The organism is Bacillus sp. BC08 (assembly GCF_054326875.1).
Genome location: NZ_JBTGPA010000031.1, coordinates 269,288 through 295,726, shown reverse-complemented (window position 1 = coordinate 295,726; position 26,439 = coordinate 269,288). Strand labels below are relative to the sequence as shown.

Annotated in this window: 37 protein-coding genes; 16 read left to right on the top strand and 21 right to left on the bottom strand. The window is 32.8% G+C overall.

Annotation, left to right across the window (positions count from 1 at the left end):
- Position 1: 1 nt before the first annotated feature.
- Together ACXVYO_RS12115 and ACXVYO_RS12110 are read right to left on the bottom strand one after the other, a co-directional pair.
- The gene (locus ACXVYO_RS12115) at positions 2–625 is read right to left on the bottom strand and encodes a YhbD family protein (protein ID WP_458467192.1); all 624 of its coding nucleotides are present in this window, start codon (positions 623–625) and stop codon (positions 2–4) included.
- A 158-nt stretch (positions 626–783) separates the two neighbouring features.
- A complete protein-coding gene (locus ACXVYO_RS12110) occupies positions 784–2,520 on the bottom strand; it encodes an ABC transporter substrate-binding protein (RefSeq protein ID WP_458467191.1) in 1,737 nt (578 codons plus the stop codon).
- A 101-nt stretch (positions 2,521–2,621) separates the two neighbouring features.
- On the opposite strand from ACXVYO_RS12110, the gene ACXVYO_RS12105 reads away from it, so the two are divergent.
- Entirely contained in the window at positions 2,622–3,848 is a 1,227-nt protein-coding gene (locus tag ACXVYO_RS12105) for an MDR family MFS transporter (protein WP_458467189.1), read from the top strand.
- A 65-nt stretch (positions 3,849–3,913) separates the two neighbouring features.
- Here ACXVYO_RS12105 and ACXVYO_RS12100 read toward each other — a convergent pair whose 3' ends face one another.
- From ACXVYO_RS12100 to ACXVYO_RS12060, 9 genes are all read right to left on the bottom strand, one after another.
- Positions 3,914–4,582, bottom strand: a complete 669-nt coding sequence (locus ACXVYO_RS12100) for a YjgB family protein (RefSeq protein WP_458467188.1) — start codon at positions 4,580–4,582, stop codon at positions 3,914–3,916.
- Between the two features lie 28 nt (positions 4,583–4,610).
- On the bottom strand, positions 4,611–5,456 hold the full coding sequence (locus ACXVYO_RS12095) for an aminopeptidase (RefSeq protein WP_458467186.1): 846 nt from the start codon (positions 5,454–5,456) through the stop codon (positions 4,611–4,613).
- A gap of 144 nt (positions 5,457–5,600) precedes the next feature.
- On the bottom strand, positions 5,601–5,747 hold the full coding sequence (locus tag ACXVYO_RS12090; RefSeq protein WP_242256836.1) for a chorismate mutase: 147 nt from the start codon (positions 5,745–5,747) through the stop codon (positions 5,601–5,603).
- A gap of 184 nt (positions 5,748–5,931) precedes the next feature.
- Positions 5,932–6,327, bottom strand: a complete 396-nt coding sequence (locus tag ACXVYO_RS12085) for a hypothetical protein (protein WP_000847587.1) — start codon at positions 6,325–6,327, stop codon at positions 5,932–5,934.
- Between the two features lie 77 nt (positions 6,328–6,404).
- The gene (locus tag ACXVYO_RS12080; RefSeq protein ID WP_137053678.1) at positions 6,405–6,647 is read right to left on the bottom strand and encodes a GlsB/YeaQ/YmgE family stress response membrane protein; all 243 of its coding nucleotides are present in this window, start codon (positions 6,645–6,647) and stop codon (positions 6,405–6,407) included.
- A gap of 171 nt (positions 6,648–6,818) precedes the next feature.
- The gene (locus ACXVYO_RS12075) at positions 6,819–7,784 is read right to left on the bottom strand and encodes a nucleoside hydrolase (RefSeq protein ID WP_242256838.1); all 966 of its coding nucleotides are present in this window, start codon (positions 7,782–7,784) and stop codon (positions 6,819–6,821) included.
- Between the two features lie 77 nt (positions 7,785–7,861).
- A complete protein-coding gene (locus tag ACXVYO_RS12070; RefSeq protein ID WP_097820362.1) occupies positions 7,862–8,050 on the bottom strand; it encodes a DUF3970 family protein in 189 nt (62 codons plus the stop codon).
- Between the two features lie 69 nt (positions 8,051–8,119).
- A complete protein-coding gene (locus tag ACXVYO_RS12065) occupies positions 8,120–8,905 on the bottom strand; it encodes a class I SAM-dependent methyltransferase (RefSeq protein WP_458467185.1) in 786 nt (261 codons plus the stop codon).
- A 198-nt stretch (positions 8,906–9,103) separates the two neighbouring features.
- Positions 9,104–9,460, bottom strand: coding sequence for a hypothetical protein (locus ACXVYO_RS12060; RefSeq protein WP_458467184.1), 357 nt, complete (start codon positions 9,458–9,460; stop codon positions 9,104–9,106).
- A gap of 479 nt (positions 9,461–9,939) precedes the next feature.
- Between ACXVYO_RS12060 and ACXVYO_RS12055 the strand changes: the two genes are divergently transcribed.
- From ACXVYO_RS12055 to coaW, 8 genes are all read left to right on the top strand, one after another.
- Complete coding sequence (locus ACXVYO_RS12055) at positions 9,940–10,092, top strand: YqbF domain-containing protein (protein WP_080000137.1); 153 nt, start codon at positions 9,940–9,942, stop codon at positions 10,090–10,092.
- A gap of 168 nt (positions 10,093–10,260) precedes the next feature.
- Positions 10,261–10,695, top strand: a complete 435-nt coding sequence (exsC, locus tag ACXVYO_RS12050; RefSeq protein ID WP_458467183.1) for an exosporium protein ExsC — start codon at positions 10,261–10,263, stop codon at positions 10,693–10,695.
- 303 nt (positions 10,696–10,998) lie between these two features.
- Entirely contained in the window at positions 10,999–12,201 is a 1,203-nt protein-coding gene (locus tag ACXVYO_RS12045) for an MFS transporter (protein WP_061679667.1), read from the top strand.
- 148 nt (positions 12,202–12,349) lie between these two features.
- Positions 12,350–12,652, top strand: coding sequence for a hypothetical protein (locus ACXVYO_RS12040; protein ID WP_341519592.1), 303 nt, complete (start codon positions 12,350–12,352; stop codon positions 12,650–12,652).
- Positions 12,653–12,829: 177 nt separating this feature from the next.
- Positions 12,830–13,192, top strand: coding sequence for a hypothetical protein (locus tag ACXVYO_RS12035; RefSeq protein WP_458467182.1), 363 nt, complete (start codon positions 12,830–12,832; stop codon positions 13,190–13,192).
- A 533-nt stretch (positions 13,193–13,725) separates the two neighbouring features.
- Positions 13,726–14,925 (top strand): LL-diaminopimelate aminotransferase, encoded by a 1,200-nt coding sequence (locus ACXVYO_RS12030; protein ID WP_458467181.1) that lies wholly within the window; start codon positions 13,726–13,728, stop codon positions 14,923–14,925.
- A gap of 56 nt (positions 14,926–14,981) precedes the next feature.
- Entirely contained in the window at positions 14,982–15,380 is a 399-nt protein-coding gene (locus tag ACXVYO_RS12025) for a 3-hydroxyacyl-ACP dehydratase FabZ family protein (RefSeq protein WP_458467180.1), read from the top strand.
- A 91-nt stretch (positions 15,381–15,471) separates the two neighbouring features.
- Complete coding sequence (gene coaW / locus ACXVYO_RS12020; RefSeq protein ID WP_458467179.1) at positions 15,472–16,302, top strand: type II pantothenate kinase; 831 nt, start codon at positions 15,472–15,474, stop codon at positions 16,300–16,302.
- A 6-nt stretch (positions 16,303–16,308) separates the two neighbouring features.
- Here the strand turns inward: coaW and ACXVYO_RS12015 are convergent, their stop codons facing one another.
- The 6 genes from ACXVYO_RS12015 to ACXVYO_RS11990 form a co-directional block, all read right to left on the bottom strand.
- A complete protein-coding gene (locus ACXVYO_RS12015; RefSeq protein WP_001259223.1) occupies positions 16,309–16,818 on the bottom strand; it encodes a 2'-5' RNA ligase family protein in 510 nt (169 codons plus the stop codon).
- A 117-nt stretch (positions 16,819–16,935) separates the two neighbouring features.
- The gene (locus ACXVYO_RS12010) at positions 16,936–17,415 is read right to left on the bottom strand and encodes a CcdC family protein (protein ID WP_458467178.1); all 480 of its coding nucleotides are present in this window, start codon (positions 17,413–17,415) and stop codon (positions 16,936–16,938) included.
- 36 nt (positions 17,416–17,451) lie between these two features.
- Positions 17,452–18,123, bottom strand: a complete 672-nt coding sequence (locus ACXVYO_RS12005) for a DUF4052 family protein (RefSeq protein WP_458467177.1) — start codon at positions 18,121–18,123, stop codon at positions 17,452–17,454.
- Positions 18,120–18,992, bottom strand: a complete 873-nt coding sequence (locus ACXVYO_RS12000; RefSeq protein ID WP_458467176.1) for an ABC transporter ATP-binding protein — start codon at positions 18,990–18,992, stop codon at positions 18,120–18,122. The genes ACXVYO_RS12005 and ACXVYO_RS12000 overlap by 4 nt, the downstream gene beginning before the upstream one ends.
- On the bottom strand, positions 18,989–19,369 hold the full coding sequence (locus tag ACXVYO_RS11995) for a GntR family transcriptional regulator (protein ID WP_000805194.1): 381 nt from the start codon (positions 19,367–19,369) through the stop codon (positions 18,989–18,991). The genes ACXVYO_RS12000 and ACXVYO_RS11995 overlap by 4 nt, the downstream gene beginning before the upstream one ends.
- Before the next feature lie 169 nt (positions 19,370–19,538).
- Entirely contained in the window at positions 19,539–20,132 is a 594-nt protein-coding gene (locus ACXVYO_RS11990) for a DUF4825 domain-containing protein (protein ID WP_458467175.1), read from the bottom strand.
- A 439-nt stretch (positions 20,133–20,571) separates the two neighbouring features.
- Between ACXVYO_RS11990 and ACXVYO_RS11985 the strand changes: the two genes are divergently transcribed.
- The 6 genes from ACXVYO_RS11985 to ACXVYO_RS11960 are packed head-to-tail and all read left to right on the top strand — an operon-like array spanning position 20,572 to position 21,557.
- Complete coding sequence (locus tag ACXVYO_RS11985; RefSeq protein WP_071723554.1) at positions 20,572–20,712, top strand: YrzI family small protein; 141 nt, start codon at positions 20,572–20,574, stop codon at positions 20,710–20,712.
- A gap of 27 nt (positions 20,713–20,739) precedes the next feature.
- Positions 20,740–20,883 (top strand): YrzI family small protein, encoded by a 144-nt coding sequence (locus ACXVYO_RS11980; RefSeq protein ID WP_458467174.1) that lies wholly within the window; start codon positions 20,740–20,742, stop codon positions 20,881–20,883.
- A gap of 28 nt (positions 20,884–20,911) precedes the next feature.
- The gene (locus ACXVYO_RS11975; protein ID WP_071723558.1) at positions 20,912–21,055 is read left to right on the top strand and encodes a YrzI family small protein; all 144 of its coding nucleotides are present in this window, start codon (positions 20,912–20,914) and stop codon (positions 21,053–21,055) included.
- Positions 21,056–21,081: 26 nt separating this feature from the next.
- On the top strand, positions 21,082–21,225 hold the full coding sequence (locus ACXVYO_RS11970) for a YrzI family small protein (RefSeq protein ID WP_458467173.1): 144 nt from the start codon (positions 21,082–21,084) through the stop codon (positions 21,223–21,225).
- Between the two features lie 25 nt (positions 21,226–21,250).
- A complete protein-coding gene (locus tag ACXVYO_RS11965; RefSeq protein WP_458467172.1) occupies positions 21,251–21,391 on the top strand; it encodes a YrzI family small protein in 141 nt (46 codons plus the stop codon).
- Positions 21,392–21,416: 25 nt separating this feature from the next.
- Positions 21,417–21,557: a YrzI family small protein gene (locus ACXVYO_RS11960; RefSeq protein ID WP_088321443.1), complete on the top strand. Its 141-nt coding sequence runs from the start codon at positions 21,417–21,419 to the stop codon at positions 21,555–21,557.
- A gap of 238 nt (positions 21,558–21,795) precedes the next feature.
- Here ACXVYO_RS11960 and ACXVYO_RS11955 read toward each other — a convergent pair whose 3' ends face one another.
- Complete coding sequence (locus ACXVYO_RS11955; RefSeq protein ID WP_000837880.1) at positions 21,796–22,881, bottom strand: AI-2E family transporter; 1,086 nt, start codon at positions 22,879–22,881, stop codon at positions 21,796–21,798.
- Between the two features lie 148 nt (positions 22,882–23,029).
- Between ACXVYO_RS11955 and ACXVYO_RS11950 the strand changes: the two genes are divergently transcribed.
- Entirely contained in the window at positions 23,030–23,851 is an 822-nt protein-coding gene (locus tag ACXVYO_RS11950) for an HNH endonuclease (RefSeq protein ID WP_458467171.1), read from the top strand.
- A gap of 228 nt (positions 23,852–24,079) precedes the next feature.
- On the opposite strand, the gene ACXVYO_RS11945 is transcribed toward ACXVYO_RS11950, so the two are convergent.
- The 3 genes from ACXVYO_RS11945 to ACXVYO_RS11935 all read right to left on the bottom strand — a co-directional run bounded on the left by ACXVYO_RS11945 (position 24,080) and on the right by ACXVYO_RS11935 (position 26,426).
- On the bottom strand, positions 24,080–24,172 hold the full coding sequence (locus tag ACXVYO_RS11945) for a putative holin-like toxin (RefSeq protein WP_001289320.1): 93 nt from the start codon (positions 24,170–24,172) through the stop codon (positions 24,080–24,082).
- A 223-nt stretch (positions 24,173–24,395) separates the two neighbouring features.
- The gene (gene ssuD / locus ACXVYO_RS11940; protein ID WP_458467170.1) at positions 24,396–25,508 is read right to left on the bottom strand and encodes an FMNH2-dependent alkanesulfonate monooxygenase; all 1,113 of its coding nucleotides are present in this window, start codon (positions 25,506–25,508) and stop codon (positions 24,396–24,398) included.
- Positions 25,509–25,577: 69 nt separating this feature from the next.
- Positions 25,578–26,426, bottom strand: coding sequence for an ABC transporter permease (locus ACXVYO_RS11935; protein WP_458467169.1), 849 nt, complete (start codon positions 26,424–26,426; stop codon positions 25,578–25,580).
- Positions 26,427–26,439 lie beyond the last annotated feature (13 nt).

Below are 26,439 nucleotides of genomic sequence, written 5' to 3'. Positions count from 1 at the left end.
ACTACAATAGTTTCGTTTTTAATGCTTCGGTATATTTCATAATCGCTTCACGTAAAACAATTTTGGTGCCTTTTTCAAAAATTAAATCGTCTACGTTTGAAACTAAGAAACAAGTAGAAATCCCTAACTTTCGGACGATAATTAAATCACAAGTTTTATGCTTAATCGCTTCATAATTTTCATATAAAACTTGCAAGACCATTTTTCCTTCTTCTAAACTAATCTCTCCCGATTGTAGTAATTTTTCTAACATATACACATACAGAATATCTGCAAACTGAAACTCTATTGTTTTATTCGTTTGTTCTATGAAGAATTGTAAAACTGGCTCTGATGCAATCCCTTTACGTAATATGTCTTCCTTTGTTAAAAGGATTTCTCTTACACTCGGTGAAAACATATTTGCTAGTTCATCAAGTGATAAATCCTCTTTCATCGTTTGGATTTTATCAATACGCTCTAATATCTTTTCTTTCGGAAAAAATGTCTCTTGACCCGTGAATGTTGACTTTCGTACAAACCAATCTTCCGGTATTAAATTTTTTCTTTTCCACCTATATAACTGTCCGTATGAAATACCAGTTAGTTCTAATAAATCTTTTTTTGAAATTAAATCTGTACTCAACTGTATAACACTCCTTCCTGATAACAATGTAACATAACACTGTTACGCTGTAAATAGACCTTTATCATAAGTAGCGTAACAATGTGTAAAAACAACCCTATTTCACAAAAAAAAAGAGTTCTCACGCATCCTATAAAATGCGTAAAAACCCTTTTATCTCAACATGTAAACCATATTTCATAATAATCAATCCACCCTTGTGAATTAATCATTATATTTTGTACTTTTTCGTGAGAAGTTACTTGTTGTTTGTTGCGGTATAAAGGAATAATATGAATTTGACGTAACAAAGTGTTCTCAATATCGCGTAACAATGTAACTCTTTTTTCTACTCGTTCTTGTTTAAAATACGGGGACAACGTTTTATGAAAGTTCATGCTGCTTTGCACATGAATAAAGCTATTTTTTGTAAGAAACATATATAGCATACTATCTTCTATTCGTTCGCTAATAGTTGCACTATCATGCATCATATCAGCCCTTTGTATCGTACTTATTTCCAATAACTTTTCTATTTCAAGAAAATTAGTTTCGACACGAATCCCGTACTTCGCGCACTCTTTCTGTATCCATTTTGCATCTTCTACGTGATCTAGTCCTGTAAATGTATAGAGTTGTAGCACTTCATTATGATACGTACTCCTTTTAACTAAACAAGCTATATCTTCTTCAATCTCTACTATGCTTTCATTTGCTAATATTAGTTTCTTCGCTACTTCTCCACGTTCTCCGCCGAGTTCTTGAACAATTTTATCACCATGAATAATTTGATGTAGCGCCTTTCGAAACAACTCATCTTGCATTGGCCCTTCTTTTACAAGATTACACGTTACATATGTCACGTTCGATTCAAGCCGAGAAATTTCTTTATTATGTTTTTCTTTATCTTTATACTGCGCCTTTACTAACACGTCATATGTATTTACACTTTGCTCCACATTCAACAGTTCAATTCGATCAAGGAAAGGTCTTTCGCGATAATATAAATCATGTGCTTCTAGTACAAATAAATATGCATTCTTCTCTCGTAATGTAAAAGGCCCTGTACCAATGAATCTTCCAGTTTCATCTTCATGTACGATAGAACACTGTTCTGCACTAAGCATATGTAAAAACATCCTATTTTCAGCATGTAATTGAATTTCAACAACATATTCATCCACTGCACGAACATTTTCAACATGTTGTAACATCCATGCGTGTGGGTTGTTTTCAGCTTCCATAAATCGATTCAACGAATGTATAACATGATGTGCAGTAAGCCGTTTTCCATTATGAAGATATACGCTTTTTCTTAAATAAAATGTCCAAATCTTTTCAGCAACATTATATTGCCAGTGAAAAGCAAGTCTAGGCTCTATACAATTTGTTTCCTCATTAACATATACGAGTGTATCAAAAATATGTTTAACCATATGACATTCTGAGCGCATTGTTGCGTATACTGGATCTAAAGCGATGTCCAGGTTCATCTGTACTTGCAAACGAAGTACGTCTTTTCTTCCTTCAGGTGTCCGTTCTATTTGATGACCAAATATGGAATCTACCCAAGCTTTATACTCTTTCTTTACTGATGGAAATTGTGAGCTGTAGCGTTCTACAAATGAGATTCCACTTTTCACATCTCCTTTTTTCGTTAGTTCTTTTCCTCTTTCTAAAATTAGTGGAATTGGTTGCTTTTGAAATATTAATTTAGAACGATTCCCTCTCCCGCGACCTGGAAACCAAGTGATCCAATGTAGCTCTTCTAATTTTTTTATAATTAATTTACTATTACGCTCTGTACAAAATAATGTTTCTGCTATCATTTGTACGGTTACTTCTAATCGTTCTCCTTCTTGTCTCCCTTTACCGTAGACACACCATAGTTCAATATATTGATCTAAAATAAACATCATACTCCCCCTAAAAGGTGAAAAATAACCCCTTTTATTTCTACCCTTTTTCCCTTTCTCCTTTCATCTTATCATTTCAATATAGAAAGGAGGAATTAATATTGAATAATCTTATACTACGTTATAATAACCCCATTATTATTAGACTGTGCGGCGAATTATTAACTCGAACTACTGAATCTATGTTAGCTCTCATTATGATTATTTACGTTAATAAAATGTTAAACGGTAATATAATAATCACCATGCTTATTTTCGGTCTACAACCTCTCTCAGACATTGTATTTACACTTATTGCTGGAGGAGTGACTGATAAATATGGGCGAAAGAAAATTATGTTACTCGGCTTATTGCTGCAAGGCGTTGCAATCGGCAGCTTCGTATTTGCTCAATCTGTTTTTATATTTGCTTTGCTATACGTCATAAATGGAGTGGGCCGTTCCTTATATATTCCTGCTCAACGTGCACAAATTGCTGATTTAACAAAACAAAAACAGCAAGCAGAAATTTTTGCTCTTTTGCATACGATGGCTGCAATTGGTTCCGTAATCGGTCCAATAATTGGTGCTATCTTTTATCGTACGCACCCCGAATATTTATTTATAATGCAAAGCATTACACTTATGATATATGCAGTCGTTGTTTGGACGCAGCTTCCAGAAACTGCTCCAGTACTTACAGCTCCAAAGCAAAAACTTGAAGTATCATCTCCAAAGCAATTTGTACGCAAACATTACGCCGTTTTAGGACTTATAATCACTACGCTTCCTATTAGCTTTTTTTATGCTCAAACTGAGACAAATTATCGCATTTTCGTTAAAGATATATTTCCGGATTTCGTATTCATACTCGCTTTTATTTCAACATGCAAGGCTATTATGGAAATCATTCTACAAATTTTCCTCGTAAAATGGTCTGAACGATTTTCCATGACGAAAATCATCCTTATTTCTTACGCCTGCTTTACAATAGCTGCAATTGGCTACGGGTTTTCAGCAACAATCCCGTCATTATTTTTCACATTACTCTTTTTAGTCATTGGAGAAAGTATTGCTTTAAACCATTTACTTCGATTCGTTTCAGAAATCGCTCCTACAGATAAACGTGGATTGTATTTTTCAGTTTACGGGTTACATTGGGACATATCTCGAACATGCGGTCCTGTACTTGGTGCGGTTTTATTAAGTCAACTAAACGGGAGCATGCTATTTTATATTTGTGCTTGTTTCTTAGTAGTCGGAGGCATTATTCAAGCAATGTTTATTCAAAATATAGAACGTAATAAAATGAAAAAAGACCTTTCGGAGCATACTACTCATATTTTATAGGATGCTTTCTTTATAAAAAAAAGGATGTCACAATAGTCTTGAGACTATTGTGACATCCTTTTTTATTACCCTGCCATTTTATTAATACTATCTTCTGGCGAAAATACCGAAATATGATTTACCTTACCAGTCGATTTTGGAATAATGAATTTTAGCTCAAACTGATTGTTTACTTTATATGCATATATTTTGTCTTCCCCATTTACTTTAACTGAAGCCGGTTTTCCTAATGCTTTCTCTATTTCTTGTAATGTAATTGATTGTAGCTCTGCATGATAGGAGCGTACATCAAAAACTTGTGATCCTTTATTAAAACCGAAGCTAACATTTTTATTTGTAAAGGTAGCGTACATTCCGTTACCTGCTTGTTCCGTTTTATCTGCTTTCCCCCAAGCTTTTTCTATTTCTTCAATATCTCCTGTATGCGCTGCGAACGGAACGTTAGGTACTTTTCCTTCTTTCGCTAGTTCGAACAAACCTTTAACTTGGTTAATTAATTTTTGATTTATTACTGTATCTTTCGTGCTTGAATCTGACTTTGGTTTTGTTGATCCTTCATTATTTGATTTTGCATCAGGTTCTTTCTTTTCTTCAGCTGAGTTATTCTGTTCGTTTTTACTATTTTCCGATGTTTGGTTTGTTTCCTTTTTTTCGCCTGTCCCTTTACATGCTGCTAATGCAAATATGCATGTAAAAGCGAGTAATAACATAGCTATCTTTACATACAATTTCATACATTTCAGCCCCTTATTATAATCTTATTCATTTCGATAACCAATCCATTACACTACTTTTCAAATTGTGTTTGTTCCAAAATGTAAATGCTTCACTCTCACCTAATGCTTGCACGACATATTCTACAAAAGCTGTTCCTAAAAAATAACCGAGTCGGTTGTACCCAAAATATTGTCCGCCAGATAACCGGAACCACTCTTTCTCTTTATCAAACGTCCATCCTTCTATATAATCTTCCAAAAAACGTTTCTTTATATGTTCTTCATTTTCTATACAATATTGTAACCAACGTTCACCCTCATTGTCATATGAGTAATACACTGATCCATTTAAACCTGTCATAATTTGCTTTGATAAATATGTTGCGACACCTTCACGATACAAATTAACCGTCGCATCGGCCCACTCGGCTTCCCCCCAGTCCATTCCATCGTTTTGTAACATAACATTATGATATATATGTCCTATTTCGTGAGCGACGATTACACGAAGGTGATTTAAATCTGGAGATAATTTTTCTGCCGCAAAAAATATGTCTCCAATGATTTCCCTTTCTACAAATGCATTAGAGCCAAAAGCTCCAACAAATATATAAAATGTTAATTCTACGTCGAAGCCAAATTGAATGTAATAGTTCACATTAATCTCTTGAATAATTCGTGGTAAATTTTCCGAAACAATATGTATATCTTCTATTTTTTCTGGATACTTTTCAATCGCACTACAAAGACGTTCTTCCGTCTTAGGACAGTGAAATGTAAAGTATTCTTTAAATACTTCTGTGTGCCTTTCATAATATTTATTCAAGTTATGTAATCCTATATCACCGCTCTCCAAAAGTTTCAAAAAGCTTGGGATTATATTGTTAATCATCGTATTCATCTCCTTATATATACCTTCTCTTCTCGGTAATTATATCCTCTATCTTTAACTTAAAATATATTGTCACAACAGCTCCTTGAAACAGAAAAAAACCAGCAGGAAGTGATTATTCTTCTCCTACTGGTTTAACTGAAATTAAATGGTGAATCTTAACTTTTTAAAGGATGTAACAACAATGCTTTTTACAGTTTCAAAATTATTAGCAAATGTATTATCTCCACTTAATGATGAAATGCATGTTAAACCTACAGCTTTAATAAAAGCTTTTACATCTACAAGCATAGAATTAGCCTCCATAAATTTAATTAAAGTCATTATAACAGATGTTTTACAAATGAAACATGAAAGTAATAGATAATGCTATTTAATAAGTAAATTTCTATTATTGATTTATTTAGCTCATAGTACACAAAATCTATGTCATATAAAAAAGCTGTCCAAAAAGGACAGCTTTACATATGTATTTTTACACTTCGATTGACTTACCATCTTCTACAATATGGTAAAGTAAGTGAGCTAAATGATGAATTGGACCATATTCTTCCTCTTCTTCATCTGTTTCACCTTGGAACTCAAGATCATTTAAGTACAGTGCTAAAAATTGATAGTATAGTTTTAAATCAAATCCGTAGCACGCAGTTGGCTCTTCATGATCGCCTTCGTATTGTAACATTAAGTATTGATCATTTCCTTCTGCATCTTCTGCGTCAAAGAATACGAAGAACCCAACGTTTGTATCTAAATCAAATAGATGACGAGTGCCTTTTTCTGTTGCTTTGTTGAAGTCCTCTTCACTTAATTTATGTACTGTTGTTGCTTTAGCATTATCTTCTTGATGGAAATTTACTGTAAATGTTTTCAATGCTGACACCTCCTGATTGTATAATACTAGCATAACATATAAAAAGGACTGCTTACAAATGTAAACAGTCCTTACATTCATTTTCGCATTGCTCGTAATAAGAAGCTTACGATGAAAATTAAAACGATCGCACCGATTAAAGCTGGAATAATTGCATATCCGCCAATGACTGGACCAAAACTACCAAGTAATTTCGAACCAATCCAAGAACCGATAATACCAGCAATAATATTACCAATTACGCCACCTGGTACGTCCTTTCCAGTAATTAAGCTTGCAAACCATCCTAATAAACCACCAACGATTAAAGACCAAATCATATGATAACCTCCTTTATATTTTACCAATCAAAATATAATTAGAAACAATTGCTTACCATTAGTTATGTTACATTTTTCATTAGTTATTCATACAGATCAACTATTAGATTATTTCAAAATAATGAACGACCAGTTTTTGACTTCCGGTTGATACATTTCATATTTCATATATTAGGGACAATCAGGCTTCAATATGGTCCGCATAAACTCTTCTTTAAAAGCTGAATAGTTAAAACCAACTGCAATTTTTTGAATAGGTCTATTATCAAACGTTGTCGGTTCAGCTATTTTTCTAAAGTCTGCCACACTTTGTCCTCTTGTTACGTCATTTGTCGTACTAATCCAAACTGCAGATTTTTTATATTCAAAAATATCATCATTAATAAAAGAAATGAACGGAAGTAAATCGTGAATCGGACTTCCAGCAATACCCGGGTATTCTTTTTTATAAAAGTTTTCATAATAAAAATCAATCATGGGTTTAATTAGCTTCGCCTGTCCTGTTCCTTCTTTATTAATAATATCCACCATTTCAGGCGTAATGAGGGCTCCTTGCGTTACATTTAACGGATAAATAGTCGCATTCTTTGCGTACTTCATCACAATATTTGCGGCGATTGGATCTCCATAAAAATTAGCTTCTGATACAGGAGTAACGTTACCAGGAAATAAAAAAGCACCGCCCATAACATAATACGAACATACCTTATCCATTACATTTGGATATAATAAAAATAACGTTGCCAATGTTGTTAATCGTCCTGTCGCTACGATAATAATATCTTCTGGACAAGGTTCAATTAATTTAATTAATTCACAAAAATTTTCCCGTTTACAAATCCTCATATCAGGTGGAATAATTGGTCCTAAACCGTGATCCCCATGAATTTCAGGAAAGAACAAAGGCTCTTCAGCCGTCATTGGTCTTGCTGCACCTTCAATGATTTTTACTTCTGTAGCATAGTATCTTTCTAGAAAATACACATTTTCCGTTACAATTTCTCGCGATACATTCCCATATTCAGCAACAATACCTATAATATCTAATTTACATGTTTTATTTGCATAAATTAAAGCCACCGCATCGTCAATACCAAAGTCTCCAAAAAAGATGATTTTCTTATTAACTATCCTCACCCCTCTTCAGCATAATCTACTATTATTATTATGTGAAAAAGACAAGGTTGTGAAACGGTGCAAACTAAAAAAGCCGCCTATTTATTGGCGACTTCAATCTTTTTATAAGATAAATATGCTAGTACACTTTTACTTGAATCGTATTTTGGATTATTTCCTTTTCTCGGTTCTCTCATATGTGTTTTTTCAAATCCAGGAATATCCGGCATGTTCTCCATAAATTCAAGCATTTCTTCTTCAGTTCCTTCAATACGTACGCGAATCATTATTACATTTCCTCAATTCTCATTTTCTCTGTACTAAGTATAACGTACTTTGAAAAGACTGCAAGAAATTTATCTTTTTAATGTCGCACTTTTTTTACATACAAACAGTGCCATTTCAGTATAAAACGATATAATTTTATTATTTTCATATTCAATGTTAAAGAATTCTTGCATTTCATCTGATGTTTTCATCATACATTCTGTTAGCTTCACGCGTTTCTGCAAAGGTACATTCATCATATCGCACCACCAGTCAAATTCAAATTTCTTGTCAAAAGTAAGACATGACTGCATTTGCAAACCGTTTTTTTCTAACAAGGTCATCCATTCTGTTTTTTTCAGCGCTCGTTCATGACTCGGATCCCTCTTTTTTTCTATAAAATTATAAAACGTATCAAATTCATTATTTTCCGGTGAAACATTATCTATTAAAATAAACAATCCATTATCTTCTAACGTACGATTTACTTCATATATAAACTGAGATGGGTTCGTAAAATGATGTGCTGCAATCCGGCACGTAATCGTATCAAAATAACGATCTGTAAATGGTAAACTTTCAGCGTTTCCAGCGACAAAAGATACATTTTCATGTCCATTACTTATAATAAAATTTTTCGCACTCTCTAACATTTTTTCAGTTAAGTCTAAGGCAACTACTTCTTTAAAAAATGGAGCTAATACATTCGCAACATGTCCACCGCCAGTAGCAATATCAAGAAGACGATAATTATGACGAGACTCAACTTGTTGAACTACATATTGTAAATCCGGCCCTTTAGCATGAATTTTACTTTTCACATACTTCTCCGCATTATTACCAAACTGCTGTTTCACAAGCTCTTCTTTACTCATTTTATCATCTTCTTTCTATTGTTATTTACATATAGAGTTCATGTAATAATTAAAATTCTCTTTATGTATTTTCAAATCCTCTTTTCAGCTCACTTCTTATCATGCTGTCCTATCATCAACATAATATAGATTTTACGTTTTTATTATTAAACCAAAAAAGGCTACGGGAACTTGTCCCCTAACCTCACTTACTATCTATTACATTTTTACTTTTTCATATACATCTATATAATATAAATTCTCTTTCAACTTTATAATTACGTCTACTTCGTTATAAGTAGCCTCACGAGCATGTAAACCAAATTGATCCATGCCAATCCATATCCATCCAGGTGTATGAAATAGAACATCTGCATTAAAATAATCTAATTTAGTAAGCTCCGATTTAATAAATTTATCTTTATTAGCGATTTGTTTATCTATCAAACCATTTTCCAATAGCGATATAATTTTCCCTACAATTGGATGTTCACGAACAATAAAGTGATATTCCTTTTCCTCCACATTCGCCACAATCAAACGAGAATCAGATAAATCAGACCCTGAATTCGACATCTTTATTTATTCACCCCCTTTATGAGTTTCACAAATATAATAACAAATGAATATTCAAATGAAATTAATATAATGTAAAAAATAAAAAAGCTGACTCCCTTTTAGAAATCAGCCTTTATATTTTGATCATCTTTATACTTTTACAAACGATTATAATGTCTCTTTTTCCTCATCATTTCCGGAAACTAAATTCCCAATAGCATCCGCCGTTACTTCAACCACAAATTCACAAATACCTACTACTACTTCTCCAATTACTTCATCCATCTTTTTTACCCCCTTATTTTATGTAACTTATTTGTAGTATAGAAGAGAGTGATTGTTTTTAACTATCGGAAAACGTGACAACAACATTACAATTTTGTAAGCTTTTTCAATTTGTTTAGCTTATATCCTTTGAAAATCCAAGTATGATTCACAAGCATATAGGCCATCATAATATTAGGTAAGTTCCAATTCTGCTAGAGGAGGCGTGTAAAATATATTACGTAAAATTAATTAAAGGTCAATCATTCTATGCTTTTGATCATCGCTTCTTAATGTCTGAAGAAGAAGCGGTTTCCGAAAAAGTTTATAATTACTTACGTCGCAATGAATTTTTCGAGGTACGTAAAGAAGAATATTCGGCTTAACTACAAAAAGCATCAAGAAAACTATCACATAATTGTGGTATTTTCTTGATGCTTTCATTTGCTCTCCCTCTTTTCAACAATTGTGCTCATTCTCTTAATACATACTATTATTTGTCCAATCTATTTCATCGTAAATTTCATATTTTAGTATATAAGGAGGTGACGAGTATGACTCATATCATTGATTACCAGGCTACTCAACCTATAAGTAAAACTGGTGAAACTACTTTTGCAATCCCAGCTTCTCCAAATAAAGCAATTATAGCAAATTTGAAATTGAGAATTTCAAGTAGAGATTCTCATAATAACCGAGTAGAATTAATCGCTACAGTTGGTGTAGAAGGGATAACTGAGATTTCACAAATTTTATTCCGAATTTTCCGTGATAACATTGAAATTTTTAATACACAAGTAGGTATTGAATCTACAGATTCTGAACAATTCTATGCTCAAACATTTCAAGCTATAGATCAAAACGTTGGAAGTGGAACACACCAATATTCATTAACTGTAGAAAACCTAACTAGTGGCGCAAGTGCAGAAGTTATTGGTCCTCTATCTTTTAGCGCATTAGCTATTGGACAAGAACGTAAATGCTGCTAAACAATCTAAAATTTAATTTTGTACTTGAAAAAAGCAAGACGTAGTATATATGTTCTTGCTTTTTTATTTTGTTCAAATTTATCCTTACTTTCAATAGACACTTCGTCACAATTCTTTTACATTTTCATTGGTTATTTCATCAACTAACAAATCATCTTTTCGACAAATCAAAAAAATTGAAATCCACTCATGAAACACGTAATATAGACTCTGACTCTAAAAAAGTTCGTTATAAATTACACATAAAATAAGGAGGTTTTATATACGAGTTTTTCATTTTAAAAGACGGAGAGGTTTTACATTATGTGGCGTAATAAAAATGTTTGGATTGTGTTAATTGGGGAGTTTATTGCTGGTCTAGGGTTATGGCTTGGTATTCTTGGCAACCTTGAATTTATGCAAAAATATGTCCCTTCTGATTTCATGAAATCAGTTATATTATTTATCGGATTATTAGCAGGTGTTCTAGTGGGCCCTATGGCAGGTCGTGTCATTGATCAGTATGAAAAGAAAAAAGTTCTTCTTTATGCTGGATTCGGTCGTGTTATTAGTGTTATCTTTATGTTTTTCGCAATCCAATTTGAAAGTATCGCCTTTATGATTGCATTTATGGTTGCTCTTCAAATTTCGGCAGCATTTTATTTCCCTGCATTACAATCTGTAATCCCACTTATCGTACGTGAGCATGAGTTATTACAGATGAACGGTGTACATATGAATGTAGGTACAATCGCTCGTATTGCAGGCACTTCACTAGGTGGAATTCTTTTAGTTGTAATGAGTTTACAGTATATGTATGCCTTCTCAATGGCAGCGTACGCTTTATTATTCCTCTCAACTTTCTTCCTACAATTCGAAGATAAGAAATCAACAACACCAAGTAAACAAGCTGCAAAAGATAATAGCTTTATGGAAGTATTTCGTATATTAAAAGGGATTCCTATTGCTTTTACAGCACTTATATTAAGTATTATCCCTCTATTATTTATAGCCGGATTTAATTTAATGGTAATTAACATTAGTGAAATGCAGCATGATCCAACGATTAAAGGATTTATATATACAATTGAAGGTGTTGCATTTATGTTAGGGGCCTTCGTTATTAAACGTTTATCTGACCATTTCAAACCTGAAAAATTATTATATTTCTTCGCAGTTTGTACCGCTTTTGCACACCTTTCCTTGTTCTTTAGCGATATAAAATGGATGTCACTTACATCATTTGGTTTGTTTGGTTTTAGTGTCGGTTGCTTCTTCCCTATTATGTCGACAATTTTCCAAACGAAAGTGGAAAAAAGCTATCACGGCCGTCTTTTCTCATTCCGTAATATGTTTGAGAGAGTTATGTTCCAAATTGTCTTACTTGGCACAGGTTTCTTCTTAGATACGATTGGTTTACAGTACATGGTATTAATTTTCGGTGTCATTTCACTATTAATTATTTTCATTTCATTATCTAAACAGAAACAATATGAAAAACAACCTTCACAATCTGCGAATTTATAACTTAAGAAAAGAAGCATGGATCATTAGATTAATCCATGCTTCTTTGTTATATATAATCTTATTTATTACGTTTACTGAAATGATTTAAAGGAGTACCCCATTTTGCTTTCGAATATAATATATAAATACGGTCTATAGGAGGTGCAAAATGTCTGATGGCATCCAGTTATTTATTATCCTTTTTGTTGTATTCGTTATGTTTAGCATCATAAACTTTTTAGCAATTTCCCTATCTCAACATAGCCTTAAAAGAAGAATTGTGGCAGGCTTCATATTTTTACTGCTAACGCCTATTATTTTTTTGACAACTACGGCACTCACTTCTAAATTCGATAACGCTGGTTTTGGATCAATTAACCTAACCTCTTCTATTATAAACGTGTATATTTTAAACGGTATTGTCATTCTTCTTTCTACTTCATTTATCCTCAAAAAACAAAATATAAGATAGCACACTAGGCATGAATCTGGATTACATTAGATTCCTGCCTTTTTATTTTAAAAACCTCACCTTCCTCCAATTTTTATGTGAAATTAAATAATTCTTTATAAAAATTTAAACTTTATTTATTACAATATCACTATCGTATTCGCACGTTTATTGAAAACGAAATGAAAGGAGCACAAAATGAAAAAGATTCTATTGATTATTCCTATATTCATCGTTCTACTTAGCGGATGTAGCAATAATGATATATACGGTTCTTGGGAAGTCGTTGACAACAAAAATGGTCTTTGCCCTACATCTTATAAATTTGAAACAGTTGTAAAAGAAGAAAAGAAAGAAAAAATTGTTCAATATTTAGTGGAGATGCAAACATCAAAGGAAAAAGAAGATTTATACAAAGGCTCATTTGTAAAGAATTCTAATGTATATCACATTGATTATGGTAAGTCATTTACATCGGATCAAACTTTAAAAGTTGTCGATGGCAAATTAAATGTATACTTTTATGCAGTGGAAAAATTATGTACATATAAAAAGAAATGATTACACTTCATTTAAAACGCAGAAAATATTTTCTGCGTTATTTTTAATTTACAAAACCTCCCCAAAAACATTTTCCTCTTTTAAATCTTAAAATTCAAATGTAGTATTATATAATAACAATATTTTAATGCGAGGTGCTTTTTTTGAGAAGTTTAAGTTCATTAATTGTATCAACAATCTGTTCCATTATCCTAATCCTATGGAGTGCACTTTCAGTTTATGAAAGATTCACGACAGGAAATTCATACTATTGGCTTAGTGGTATATTAGGCCTCGTTTTCGTGTTCTTTTTCATCCAAAATATACGGGATATACTTAATAAAAACTATAAAACATCCTAAACCGTATAGAAAGATATAATAAACAGTTCAGTTAACCAATCCTTATTTACAGCGCCCTTTCAAAAAAGACTAATCCTCCCTCTAAATTTGTCAATCGTTTTAATTTTCATAAAAAAATGATAAAATGTAACCATGTGTTTTCAGAATAATTAAAAACGCAGAAAGAAAACACTGTTTTTAGGAGGGGTTTTGATGACTTACACGTTAGCAACTAGAATGAAAGCATTCCAATCTTCTATATTTAGTGAATTAGGGGCTTATAAAAAAGAAAAAATTGCAGCAGGTCACAAAATGATTGATTTAAGTATCGGGAATCCTGATATGCCACCTGCTGACTTCGTAAGAGAAGAAATGGTACATACAGCAAGTGAAAAAGAAAGCTATGGATACACATTAAGTGGTATTCAAGAATTTCACGAAGCTGTAACTAAATATTACAACAACAATCATAGCGTTATTTTAAATGCCGATAAAGAAGTTTTATTATTAATGGGTTCACAAGACGGACTCGTTCATTTACCTATGGTTTATGCGAACCCGGGAGATATTATATTAGTTCCTGATCCAGGATATACAGCTTATGAAACAGGTATTCAAATGGCTGGTGCAACGTCTTATTACATGCCATTAAAGAAAGAGAATGAATTCTTACCTAACTTAGAGCTCATTCCTGAAGAAATTGCCGATAAAGCGAAGATGATGATTTTAAACTTCCCAGGGAATCCGGTTCCAGCAATGGCTCATGAAGATTTCTTTAAAGAGGTAATCGCATTCGCGAAAAAGCATCACATTATTGTTGTCCATGATTTTGCTTATGCTGAATTTTATTTTGATGGTAATAAACCAATTAGCTTCCTATCTGTACCTGGAGCTAAAGAAGTTGGCGTAGAAATCAACTCTTTGTCAAAAAGTTATAGTTTAGCAGGTAGCCGTATTGGTTATATGATTGGTAATGAAGAAATTGTTCGCGCACTTACGCAATTTAAATCAAATACAGATTACGGAGTCTTTTTACCAATTCAAAAAGCAGCATCAGCTGCACTAAGAAATGGCGCTTCGTTTTGTGAGAAAAATCGCGGTATATATCAAGAACGTAGAGATACTTTAGTTGATGGCTTCCGAACATTTGGTTGGAATGTTGATAAACCAGCTGGTAGTATGTTCGTCTGGGCCGAAATTCCGAAAGGCTGGACTTCTATAGATTTCGCTTATGCATTAATGGATCGTGCGAATGTCGTTGTTACGCCAGGTCATGCATTTGGACCTCACGGAGAAGGCTTTGTACGTATTGCACTTGTTCAAGATAAAGAAGTGTTACAACAAGTTGTTGAAAATATTAGAAATAGTGGTATTTTTTCGCTTAAAAAAGTAAATGAATTAGTTAAAAATTAATGATAACTCCCCTGCTTAACCGTAGCAGGGGTATTATTCATTGGAGGTACTTTCATATGCACATTAAAGACACTCTTCCTCATCGTTATCCATTTTTAATGATTGATAAAGTAACAAATGTAAAACATGGTGAATCCGTTACCGGATATAAACTCATTACAAATAATGTATGGTTTATAAATGATAGTCAAAAACATATGCCTCATATGCTAATTGTAGAAGCACTTGCTCAGCTTAGTGCATTTGTACATCCAAATGACTCTGAAGGTCTAGGCTTCCTCTCCTCATTAGATGGGGTTAAATTTCACGCAAAAGCATATCCCGGTGATAAACTTGATTTACATTATGAGCTAACTCGCAATCGTCGAGGTTTTATTCTCGGTAAAGGTACTGCAACTGTTAATAATCAGCCGATTGTAACTGTGGAAAAGCTATTAATATATCAAGCAGATTAGAGACGATTTAATCCGCGGGGTATCTAATTCCTACAAATTTGTCTCACCAACATGAGCAGAGTAAACAAATTACTTGGTTAGGAGCAGGAAAATGGAAAGTACTATCGGTATCGATGCTGGAGGAACATTAACGAAAATTGCTTATTTGAACGAACAAAAGCAATTAGATTTTGAAAAATTTTATTCAAATGAACAAGATAAAATAATAGATTGGCTTAAGAAAAACACTCGTATAAAACAAATATGTATTACAGGTGGTAAAGCAAAACAATTACAGCTACTACTTTCAGACTCATATAAAATAGTAGAACGAAATGAATTTGAAGCTACTCTATTAGGTGTCCAATACATATTAAAAGAAGAAAAATATGATATAAATAACTTTATATTAACAAATATCGGTACAGGTACTTCCATTCATTACGTTTATAATGACCAATATATTCGCGCTGGCGGAACTGGTGTTGGCGGTGGTACTATTATGGGGCTTTCAAAATTATTAACAAATATAAATCATTTTGAAGATGTGATTCCTTTAACAAAATTAGGTTCTAGAAAAGAACTAGATATTACGGTTGGTGATATTTATGGTGGCATTCTCTCACCTATTGATAATAGCTTAACTGCTAGCAATTTCGGAAAAGCTACCAAAACAGATTCAAATTTTAGTAGTGCTGACATACTAGCAACTGTGCAAGGGCTTGTAGGTGAAGTCGTTACTGCATTAAGCCTTCAATTCGCCGAAACAAAAAACATTGACCATATTATTTATATTGGTTCCACTCTATGTAATAACGTACACCTTCAAAATATTATTAGTAACTACACAAAATATCAAAATAAAACACCAATCTTTTTACGCGATGGTGGTAATAGCGGTGCGATTGGTGCTTTACTTCATGTTACGAATAAAAAAAGCTGACACTTGTCAGCTTTTTTGCAACGGTACTTCAAATTCAATAATTGATTCCCCATTCTCTCCAATTCGCTCTACACTAATTCTATCAACTACACATTGTAACTTTTCAGGGAAACTATGAATTTCCTTAGCTACTTCAGCAGCTAACTCCGCACTTTCTTTTCTCCCGACTGTTACATGCGGTATATACGGAATATCTTCTTTTAAAAATTGTATTAAAGGTCCTGTATACAGCAAATCATGTAGTTCTTCTATTTGTTCTTTCCCTCCCTCAACTTCTAAAAATAAATAGTTTCCTACACTAGTGATACGATTTGCAAACTCAATTTCAATTTTGCCAACCCCTCTTGATAAATTCAAAATATGAGATTTTAATTCATCATTTGAAATATTACTTTTAAATGGAAATACGATTGTTATATGTGGTGGAATTAATCCAAATAAAGGATCATGTTTATGTCTAATGTTCTCTATTTTATCGATGGACATGTTATTTAGAAAAACTAAAATTGTACGCATTTTTATCCCCGCAACTTCCCCTCATTATAATATGTATCATATTCTATGATAGCCTGTCCTTCAACAGCTTGTTTTACATACATGTAAAAATAAAGAAACTTCTCAAATGAGAAGTTTTCATATAGTGTGATTATTATTTTCCCGCCAAACTTTCCTAAACTTGATAAAACATGCAATTCTCCAAGGAATAATATACGAGACAGCAACAACATAAAATAATAAACCTATTGTTTGCTGATCTAAGTCAACAATAAATTGTCTTGAACCGTACCTCAAAATGATAAGTGCAATAAAAGTAATTAAAAAAGCTGCACTTTTTTTCGTATAAATATTCCCATCATCTCTTCGTTCATAATTTGTTAAAACTATAAGTGGTACGGCAAAAAGAACTCCAATAAATGCTGCTATAATAACATGTAAAATAGCTGGATGCATAGGACCAAAAAACCATAAAACACCTGGTGTTAAAAATAATAATGGCCACAAAATACGTTTTCCCGTCCCCTTAATTGGCTTATGCATAGAACGATAACGACGCCAAAATATTAGTAGTGCAATACATAAAAATACGGTAATGAGTGAAGATGTGTCTCTCATTCGCTATCCTTCTCTCTTTAGTAATCTAATACTATTTCAAATCGTTTTTTCGAATGATACTTTTCGAATAAATATACCACTAGTTACGATATAAAGAACAGTTAATCCAATTGAAATAACAGTAAAATATGGAATATCTACTAAAGATCCATCACTCGTAAATAATAAACCAGTTATCCCTGCTTCCCCATAAAGCACACTATTTGTTGATAAGAAAAGTGTTCCACCAATCATAAGACCAATCCACTGAAATCGTTGTTTAAAAACCACTACCACTTGGAAGAAACATGCTGTTGTAACATAAAATAAAAATTGCAAAATAAATTGTTGTACCGATTGCTCCCCAAAACTAACATTTACTAAATTATATTTTATATCTTGTAAAAGCATAACTTGAAGAAATGAAAAAAATGCAGATTGCAATACGATATAACAAACTACCCCGATAAAATATTGGATTCTCGTTACACCGAATGAAACTGCTAAACGAAATAGCTCATCTTGTATGATGAAAACACTCCCTACTATAAATAGCATAATTGCTATTGAAGGGTTATTTATAATTTCGGGTAAATAACCAATGTTCGCTCCATTTAAATGAGCAGCATGTAAAGCCCCTTTTATTAATAAAGCTACAATCCAAAATATTATAATTGCTTTATAATGAAAATTTATATGTAACTTCAACTGCTTCATTAACATCGTCATTTCACTTCACCACCAGTTATGTGTATAAATAGTTTTTGTAATGTAATTCTATCAATTACTAAACCTTCTTTTTCAAGAGAGTAATAATCTTCATTAGAAAGTTCTTCCCATATAACAGTAATGCCTTTATTCCCATAGACTTCTCGATTTATTACTTTCTTATTTATCGAAAATTCATCTACTTTATCTATTTTCCCTGAAATAATATGAGCTTGTTGCAATAAATCTTCTACCGATGATTGAACAACTAGTTTTCCTTCTTTGATGATGATCACATCTTCAATCACACGGGTTACTTCTTCTACTAAATGTGTTGATAATATAATTGTTCGTGGATACTGACCATAATCTTCTAGTAGTAAACTATAAAACAACTCTCGATGTGCTGCGTCCAAACCTGTAGTCGGTTCATCAAAAATTGTTATTGGTGCCCTACTTGCTAATCCTTGAATAATTCCGACGATTGTTTGCATACCGTGTGATAGTTTATGATATTTCACTGTCATATTAAGCTGAAATTTATCAGCGAGTTCTTCAGCGTACTTTCCATCCCAGTTTTTATAAAACATGCTGCACATCTTAAAGATTTCTTTTACTTTATAACTTAAATGTGCTTCTTCTTTCACTTTAACAAAACAAATATTTTGCATTGCTTTACTATTTTCAAAAACATTTTCACCAAATATTGATACGCTACCACTACTTGAAGTAATTTGGCCTGCAAGTAAATTTAATAGTGTCGTTTTTCCTGCACCGTTTCTACCGAGTAAACCATATATTTTATGCTCTTCCAATGAAATCGTTACTTCATTTACTGCTACTTTCTTTTTATATTTTTTCGTTACATCTTTCGTTTCAAGTGCAATCATCCCTCTTTTCCCTCCTTCGTAATTTTTTGAATCATATCCATCAATTCGTCTTTCGATATTTCTAATACTTTTGCTTCTTCCCATACTTTAGGTAAATATTCGGTCATAAAAGTATTTTGTCTTTTTTTAAGTACGACTTCTTTCGCTCCCTTTGCAACAAACATCCCGATCCCTCTCTTTTTATATAGAATCCCTTCGTCCACTAATACATTTACCCCTTTAGCTGCAGTAGCTGGATTTATTTGTAACATCTTCGCAAATTGATTTGTTGATGGAACTTGTTCTTCTTCCAGTAATATGTCTTTTAAAATATCAGATTCAATCGTTTCTGCAATTTGTAAGTATATTAATTTATTTTGCTCCAGAGTAGGTTTCACAACTTCACCACCTTAGGTTCATAGGTTCATTACTTATGTGATTAACCATATCACATAAAAATGTTTATTTCCATAAATTTCTTTTACAAAAAAGAGAGTCATCCGTTTACGGATGACTCTCTTTCTAAAATTTTGAAGTTTCAACTCTTGTTCTCAATTTCTTTTCATTTTATTCCAACTGCTGCACTGGATATTTAGCAAATAAAGATTTCCGAAAATCTTTATCATTTATAAGCATTGTAATTTTTTCGTTATTGTCGCTAAGGAACTTTACTACTTTCTTTTTATCCCATATATCATCTTCTTTTGGAAAATCATCAATTTTTTCATACAAGATTGATAGTATTTCTCCTCTTTTTATCTTGAAATTTTTATTTTCTACTTGAAACTCGTAACTTTTCGCATTTGGTACTAAAATAGCTAGATAAATAACGTTAAAGAGAAAATTCTTCTCCATCGTGTCCTTACCATCAAACCAATACGTCTCAACCATGTCTTCTGTCAGAGTTCCATTTCCTTTTGCACCATAGTTTACCTTTATATTTTCATTCTCCAAACTAATACTTTGAAATGTATCACCACCAGGTAAATGATTAACAATTGCAACCACAACTGAGTTATTACCAACGTATGTCCCAGCATATTTCTTAAAAGCACCAGGTTCAATATCAGATATTTCGTTTATTCTTTCTCCGCTAGAACAAGCAGTAATAAGTAAAAAAATTATTAGCATAACAACCACGTTACGATGCATATATTTCATTTAGCATCCCCCATTTTTATCGATATTTCGTTCATTACAATACTTCTTCTCAAAGCCCTTTAAAACATACGCATTTTAATCAAAATTAAAAATTTTCAATTTTTATGTTTACAATTATCCATTAATTGTATATACTTACTAACGTAAGAAAAAATTATAAAAGGAGGTCGAAGGAAATGATGAAATTACAATTACATGCTTTAACTTTAGCGTTAACTGCACCTGTGTTTTCTGGACAATTAAATATGAATTCGACCACCCTAATGGAGAATTGAAAATCGTACATTGTTTCGATTAATTCATAAATTCGCCACAGGAGGTCGTATACTTTCCTGTGGCTTTTTCGCGCCCTGCCATAGGAGAACTATATCTTCCTGTGGCTTTTTTGTGCGATTTTTTAGCCTCTTATATCATTTTGTTAAGAAAGGAGCAACATTCGATGACTATTAGCGTATTGTTTTTAAGTATTACGATTCAAAGAAATACAATTTCCAAAAATGAAATTCTTCATAATGAGCAAATAGAAAAAGCTATGAATGATGTTAAGGAGCGCCAAGCACTTTATTGTGATCACATGTAATTCCTTTTCGAAAGGAGGAATTCATTTATGACTTTTCATATTTTCTTTTTTACGGCTGTACTTCAGAAAAATACTTTAACTGAAGCTGAAATCAATCGTAAACAACAAATAAAAAAACTGACTGATAAAATGACTGACATTAAAAGTTCATACTATACGCAAATGTATTAAAAATATATTTTTAAGGAGCAATTTCCTAATGAAATTTAAAGCATTCTTTTTAACGCTCACCATTCAAAAACGTAAGCTTTCACAGAAAGAAATTTCACGTGAGCAACACATTCAATCTATTATGGACGAAGTAAAAGAGCATCAAGCTTCTTATTACAGCCGACTATTTTAAATAACTTTTAAAGGAGCAATACCTTCATGAAATTTAAAGCATTCTTTTTAACGATTACCATTCAAAAGCGTAAGCTTTCTCAAAACGAAATTTTACGTGAGCAACACATTCAAACTATTATGAACGAAGTAAAAGAGCGCCAAGCTTCTTATTACGACCGTCTTTTCTAAATAATTTATAAAGGGGCAAAAACTAATGAAATTTAAAGTATTCTTTTTAACAATTACGATTCAAAAAACTAAGTTCTCGGACAGTGAGAACTTGCATGATCAACAAATTAATAAAGCTATGGAAGATGTAAAAGAACGTCAAAGTCACTACTGTAGCCATCTATAATTCCTTTCGAAAGGAGGAATGTATTATGAAGTTTCACCTTTTCTTCTTAACAATTACAATTCAGAAAAAAAACTATTCTGAAGCTGAATTAAAACAAGAACAACAATACAAACAAGTTATAGACGAAATTCGAGATCGTAGAAGCAAATACTACTCTCACCTATAATCCTTTAAAAATATAAAACTTGAAAGGAGTCGATTAAGATGTTGATAGCACGTTCTAAAGAAATGATTTGGATAGTTCAGAGGGATTCCACATAGTTTTGACAGAATAACACACAAGTATATCGTTATATTTGATGTGTAATAAATATATAATAAAATTACACCAATGCACTTTTAATATTGAGTAATTAAATAAAAGATACACCACTTAAAAAGCGGTGTATCTTTCTCAACATATACTATTTTCGATTACTTCGTTTCGTCTTAAACAGTCTCACTAAGTTCGATACAACTGTTTTCGTAACTGCATAAACTGGTACTGCTAAAATCATTCCGATAATTCCCGCAAAGTTACCTACCCCTAAAATTAAAATAATAATTGTTAACGGATGGATATTTAATTTTGAACTCATAATACGCGGTGAAATGATGTTACTTTCAAACTGTTGTACAATTGTTACGATAATAATTACGTACAACGCTTGCATCGGAGATACGAACAGACCTACGATAACAGCTGGTGCTGCACCGATAAATGGACCTAAGTTAGGAATAATATTTGTAAATGCTGCTATAATTCCCAAAACGAAAGCGTACGGTAAATCGATAATTAAATAACCGATAAAAGTAAACGCACCTACAAATATACAAACGAGCGCTTGCCCTTGAATATATGCAGATAATGTTTCATTCGTTTCCTTAATGATACGAAGTCCTTCTTCACGGTATGACTCAGGTAATAGACTAACTGCTTTCCCTGGGAATGCATGTCCATCTTTAAACATATAAAATAAAATGAACGGTACTGTGAAGATTACTAATGCGACGTTCGTTATAATACCAAATAAAGCCGTTGCACTCGACGTAATTGTGTTTGGTATATCCTTTAAGTATTCAATTGCATTTTTTTCAATTGTTTCAATGGAAACATAGTTTTGTGTAGATAACCATTCAAACAATCTATGATGGGATAAATCTTGTATGTATAGTTTTCCCTCTTTAATATAACCTGGCATATTTTTTACTAAATCCATTAGCTGTTGTGAGATTGTTGGAACAACAACTCCAACTCCAACCGCAGTTAATGTTATAATAAAAAGATATAACAGTAAAATCGCTAAATTTCTAGGTACTTTTTTATTCTCCAAAAAGACTAACAATGGGTTAAATATGAAGTATAAAAATAACGCGATTAAGATTGGGAAAAACAACGTAGATATGAAGATACCAATCGGTTGAAATAAAAACGATATTTTTGTGCAAATAAATATGATCGCTACAACCATTAGCACTTCTAATGTCCAAAAGTGCACTTTCGATTTCAAAAAACTTCCTCCTTTAAACTAGCACTTCTCTTTATTGTACCAAAATACACTACAATTTCACATAATATTTTCCTTTACAATATTCCAAAATGCCAATAAATACACTACAATGAGATTACATACAAATTTGCAGGTAAAGGTGATAAAAATGACACAATGCATCATTTGCAGAAAAGATACGAAAGAACTTAGTGAACAATATGTCATCCCAGAAATATTATGTGGATATTATTTCACAAACTCAATTTGTGATACTTGTCATGAACAAATGACAACAAATATTGATCGTCCCTTAATTCGGCATAAATTAAGCCAATTTAAGATTGAGCAAATGAAAAAACAAATTGATTCCCCTCTCTATACGAATGAGCATGGTGAGGAACTTGCGGCTGCTGAAACAGATGTTGTTGAAGTAAGTGATGAAATACTTTATTCCAATGCATTAATTATGAAACTATGTAAAAAGCACGATATTTCACTACATAATGAAATTTGGAAAGAGGAACGTGTTACGAAAGTAGCTAGCTCTATTCAACGTGAATTACTTTTAGATAACCGTAAATACAAAATGAGCGTATTAAAAATGGCTTATACTTTCGCTGTCCAAGCTGTTGATGGCTATCTTGAAGATCCAGACGCGATTGATATTTCTAACATTCTATCAAATGCGGATTTCATGGAATTAAAAGAAAAGAGCATTGTCCGCGATTTAAGCAAAAGTTCTTTATGGAATACATTAAATACAAATAGCGAAAACCATTACTTTATTTTATTAAGTGATAAAGATGGCCTGTTCTGTTTCATTCGTCTATTTGATATTTTTGACGTTGTTGTTCATTTATCAGAAAAGAGATATGAACTTCCATCGCCTATTGTCGGCGTAAATAATGTAAGTAAGCAGGAATTTTATGTCCAAACTTTAAAACAGTATATGGATGGGCTATTTAAAGAAAAAACTCCTTCTATTTAATCAGAATCAGAACATACGGTCTCCTTTCTTGATGAAAAGACACTGTGTTATAATAAGTATGAAAAGAACAATACAATCACATAAACCAATTATTAATTGTATATAAATAAAAAAGACTAGTGTGCGGCTACACACTAGTCCACGTAACTTAGCAGATTGGATTGTTCATTTATCCTATTTGTTTCTTACAAACAAAACAACCCACATTCTATTGGCATAGGTGGGTTGTTATTTTTTGAGCTTGTCTATTAAAACGACGACGAACGTTAACAATGCAACGAGAAACAGTCCACCTTGCAGTAGCAACGCTATTTCACTCACGTATTATCACCCCCCTCCTACTTTGGAGAAGTGATAATTGAACAACCAACCGTACCTTAAGTTACTATTTAATTTTACCATATTTTCTAATAGTTTACGATGAAAACCCGCAAGTGAAATACTTGTGGGTTTTTTATCCCGTATTAACAGGCAGTAAACAAAATGAAGCAAAACATAGGTGAAACTACTTGTAAATGCCCGATTGGTTCAACTTTATTTCTCACTATTTTTTTAAAGCATATGCATCAGCTATCATTTCACCAACAATTTTATTTTCTTGTTTCTTCTCGTCTTTCAATAAAGGAAATAACAGTTCTGCCACTTCATATGCCTCTTCTAAATGAGGGTATCCTGATAATACAAACGTATCAATTCCTAACGCTTCATATTCTTTTATTCTATTTGCTACCGTATGCGGATCTCCTACAAGGGCAGTACCTGCACCACCTCTTACAAGCCCAATGCCAGCCCATAAATTAGGACTTATTTCTAACGACTCCCGTGTACCTTTATTTAAATGTGTCATTCGTTTTTGTCCGACTGAATCATATCTTGCAAATGTCTTTTGAGCAAGCTCAATTGTTTCATTATCTACATATTGAATTAACTTTTCAGCCTCTTCCCATGCTTCTTCCTCTGTTTCTCTTACAATTACATGTAATCTGATGCCGAATCGTACCGTACGCCCCTTCTTTTCCGCAATTTTTTTTACTTCTTCTATTTTCTCTTTCACTTGCTCTGGTGGTTCGCCCCACGTTAAATATACATCACTATGTTCAGCTGCTACTTCTTTACCTGCAGCAGACGATCCGCCAAAATAAATTGGTGGATACGGTGTTTGAACTGGTGGGAACACAACTTTACTATCTGTAACTTTAATATGTTTTCCTTCTAAAGAAATACTTTCACCTTGCAGCGTAGCTTTCCAAACTTTTAAAAATTCATCCGCTGCTTCATATCTTTCATCATGTTCAAGATACAATCCATCTCCTTGCAATTCAACAGGATCTCCTCCAGCTACTACATTAATAAGTAACCTCCCATCTGAAATTCTATCAAATGTCGATGCCATCCTCGCTGCAACTGTCGGTGACATTAGCCCTGGTCTAACTGCTACTAAAAATTTTAATTTCTCTGTTTCAGCAGCAAGTGCCGACGCTAATACCCATGGGTCTTCACAACCTTGCCCCGTTGGAAGTAACACACCCGTATATCCTAAATAATCAGCTGCCTGCGCAACTTGTTTATAATAACCATATTCAGCTGCTCTTCCTCTTTTTGTCGTTCCTAAATATCGACCATCTCCATAAGCTGGAATAAACCATAACAATTCCATATCTTTACACACCCCTTATTTATTTTAAAATAAAATACCCTATATAAATTACCCCTAATAATTTATATGTTAATTCCCTGTCTCTCCTTTAAAATTATCTCGCCATCTTAAAAACTTCACTTCTAGTAAACGTACGAGCGAATCAGAAAACTTCCCAACGAACGCAAAAATAATAATACCGACAAATACAATATCTGTATTTGAAAATTGCCTTGCATCCATAATCATATAGCCAATACCTTCTGTAGATCCCATAAGTTCTGCTACTACTAAACTCACCCATGCAACTCCTAATGATAATCTTGCCCCAAGTAATAGGTTCGGTAGTGCTGCTGGTAAAATTAGTTTCGTAATTAATTTTCTTTTACTAAACTCTAACACTCTCGCAACATCAAATAACTTTGAATCTACACCTCGTATTCCTAAAAACGCGTTTACGTATAATGGAAAAAATGCACCATCCGCAATTAATAATACTTTCGATGTTTCTCCAAAACCGAACCATAATACGAAAAGCGGTGCCACAGCTAAATGAGGTACAGTTCTTAACATTTGTACTGATGGATCTAAATATTGCTCACTCCTCGTTGAAAATCCAACAATCGTTCCTAAAATAATTCCTAAACTCCCGCCGATAAAGAAGCCAGCCGCAGCCCTGAATACACTGATACTTAAATGACCGAATAACTCTCCTGTTTTTATTAGTTCTTGAAAAGCTAGAAATATATGTAATGGTGTTGGTAATACTGTTTTAGAAACTAGATCGAACACTCCGGCTAACTGCCAAATAATTAATATTATAATTGGTATCGTAATTGCTCTTACTACCACTTTTGCATTCGTCTTTCGCACTTTCTTTACATTGTTTTTGCCAATCGTTATACTCGCCCTTTTCATAACAGCTTTCGTATTTACCAATTTACAAAACCTC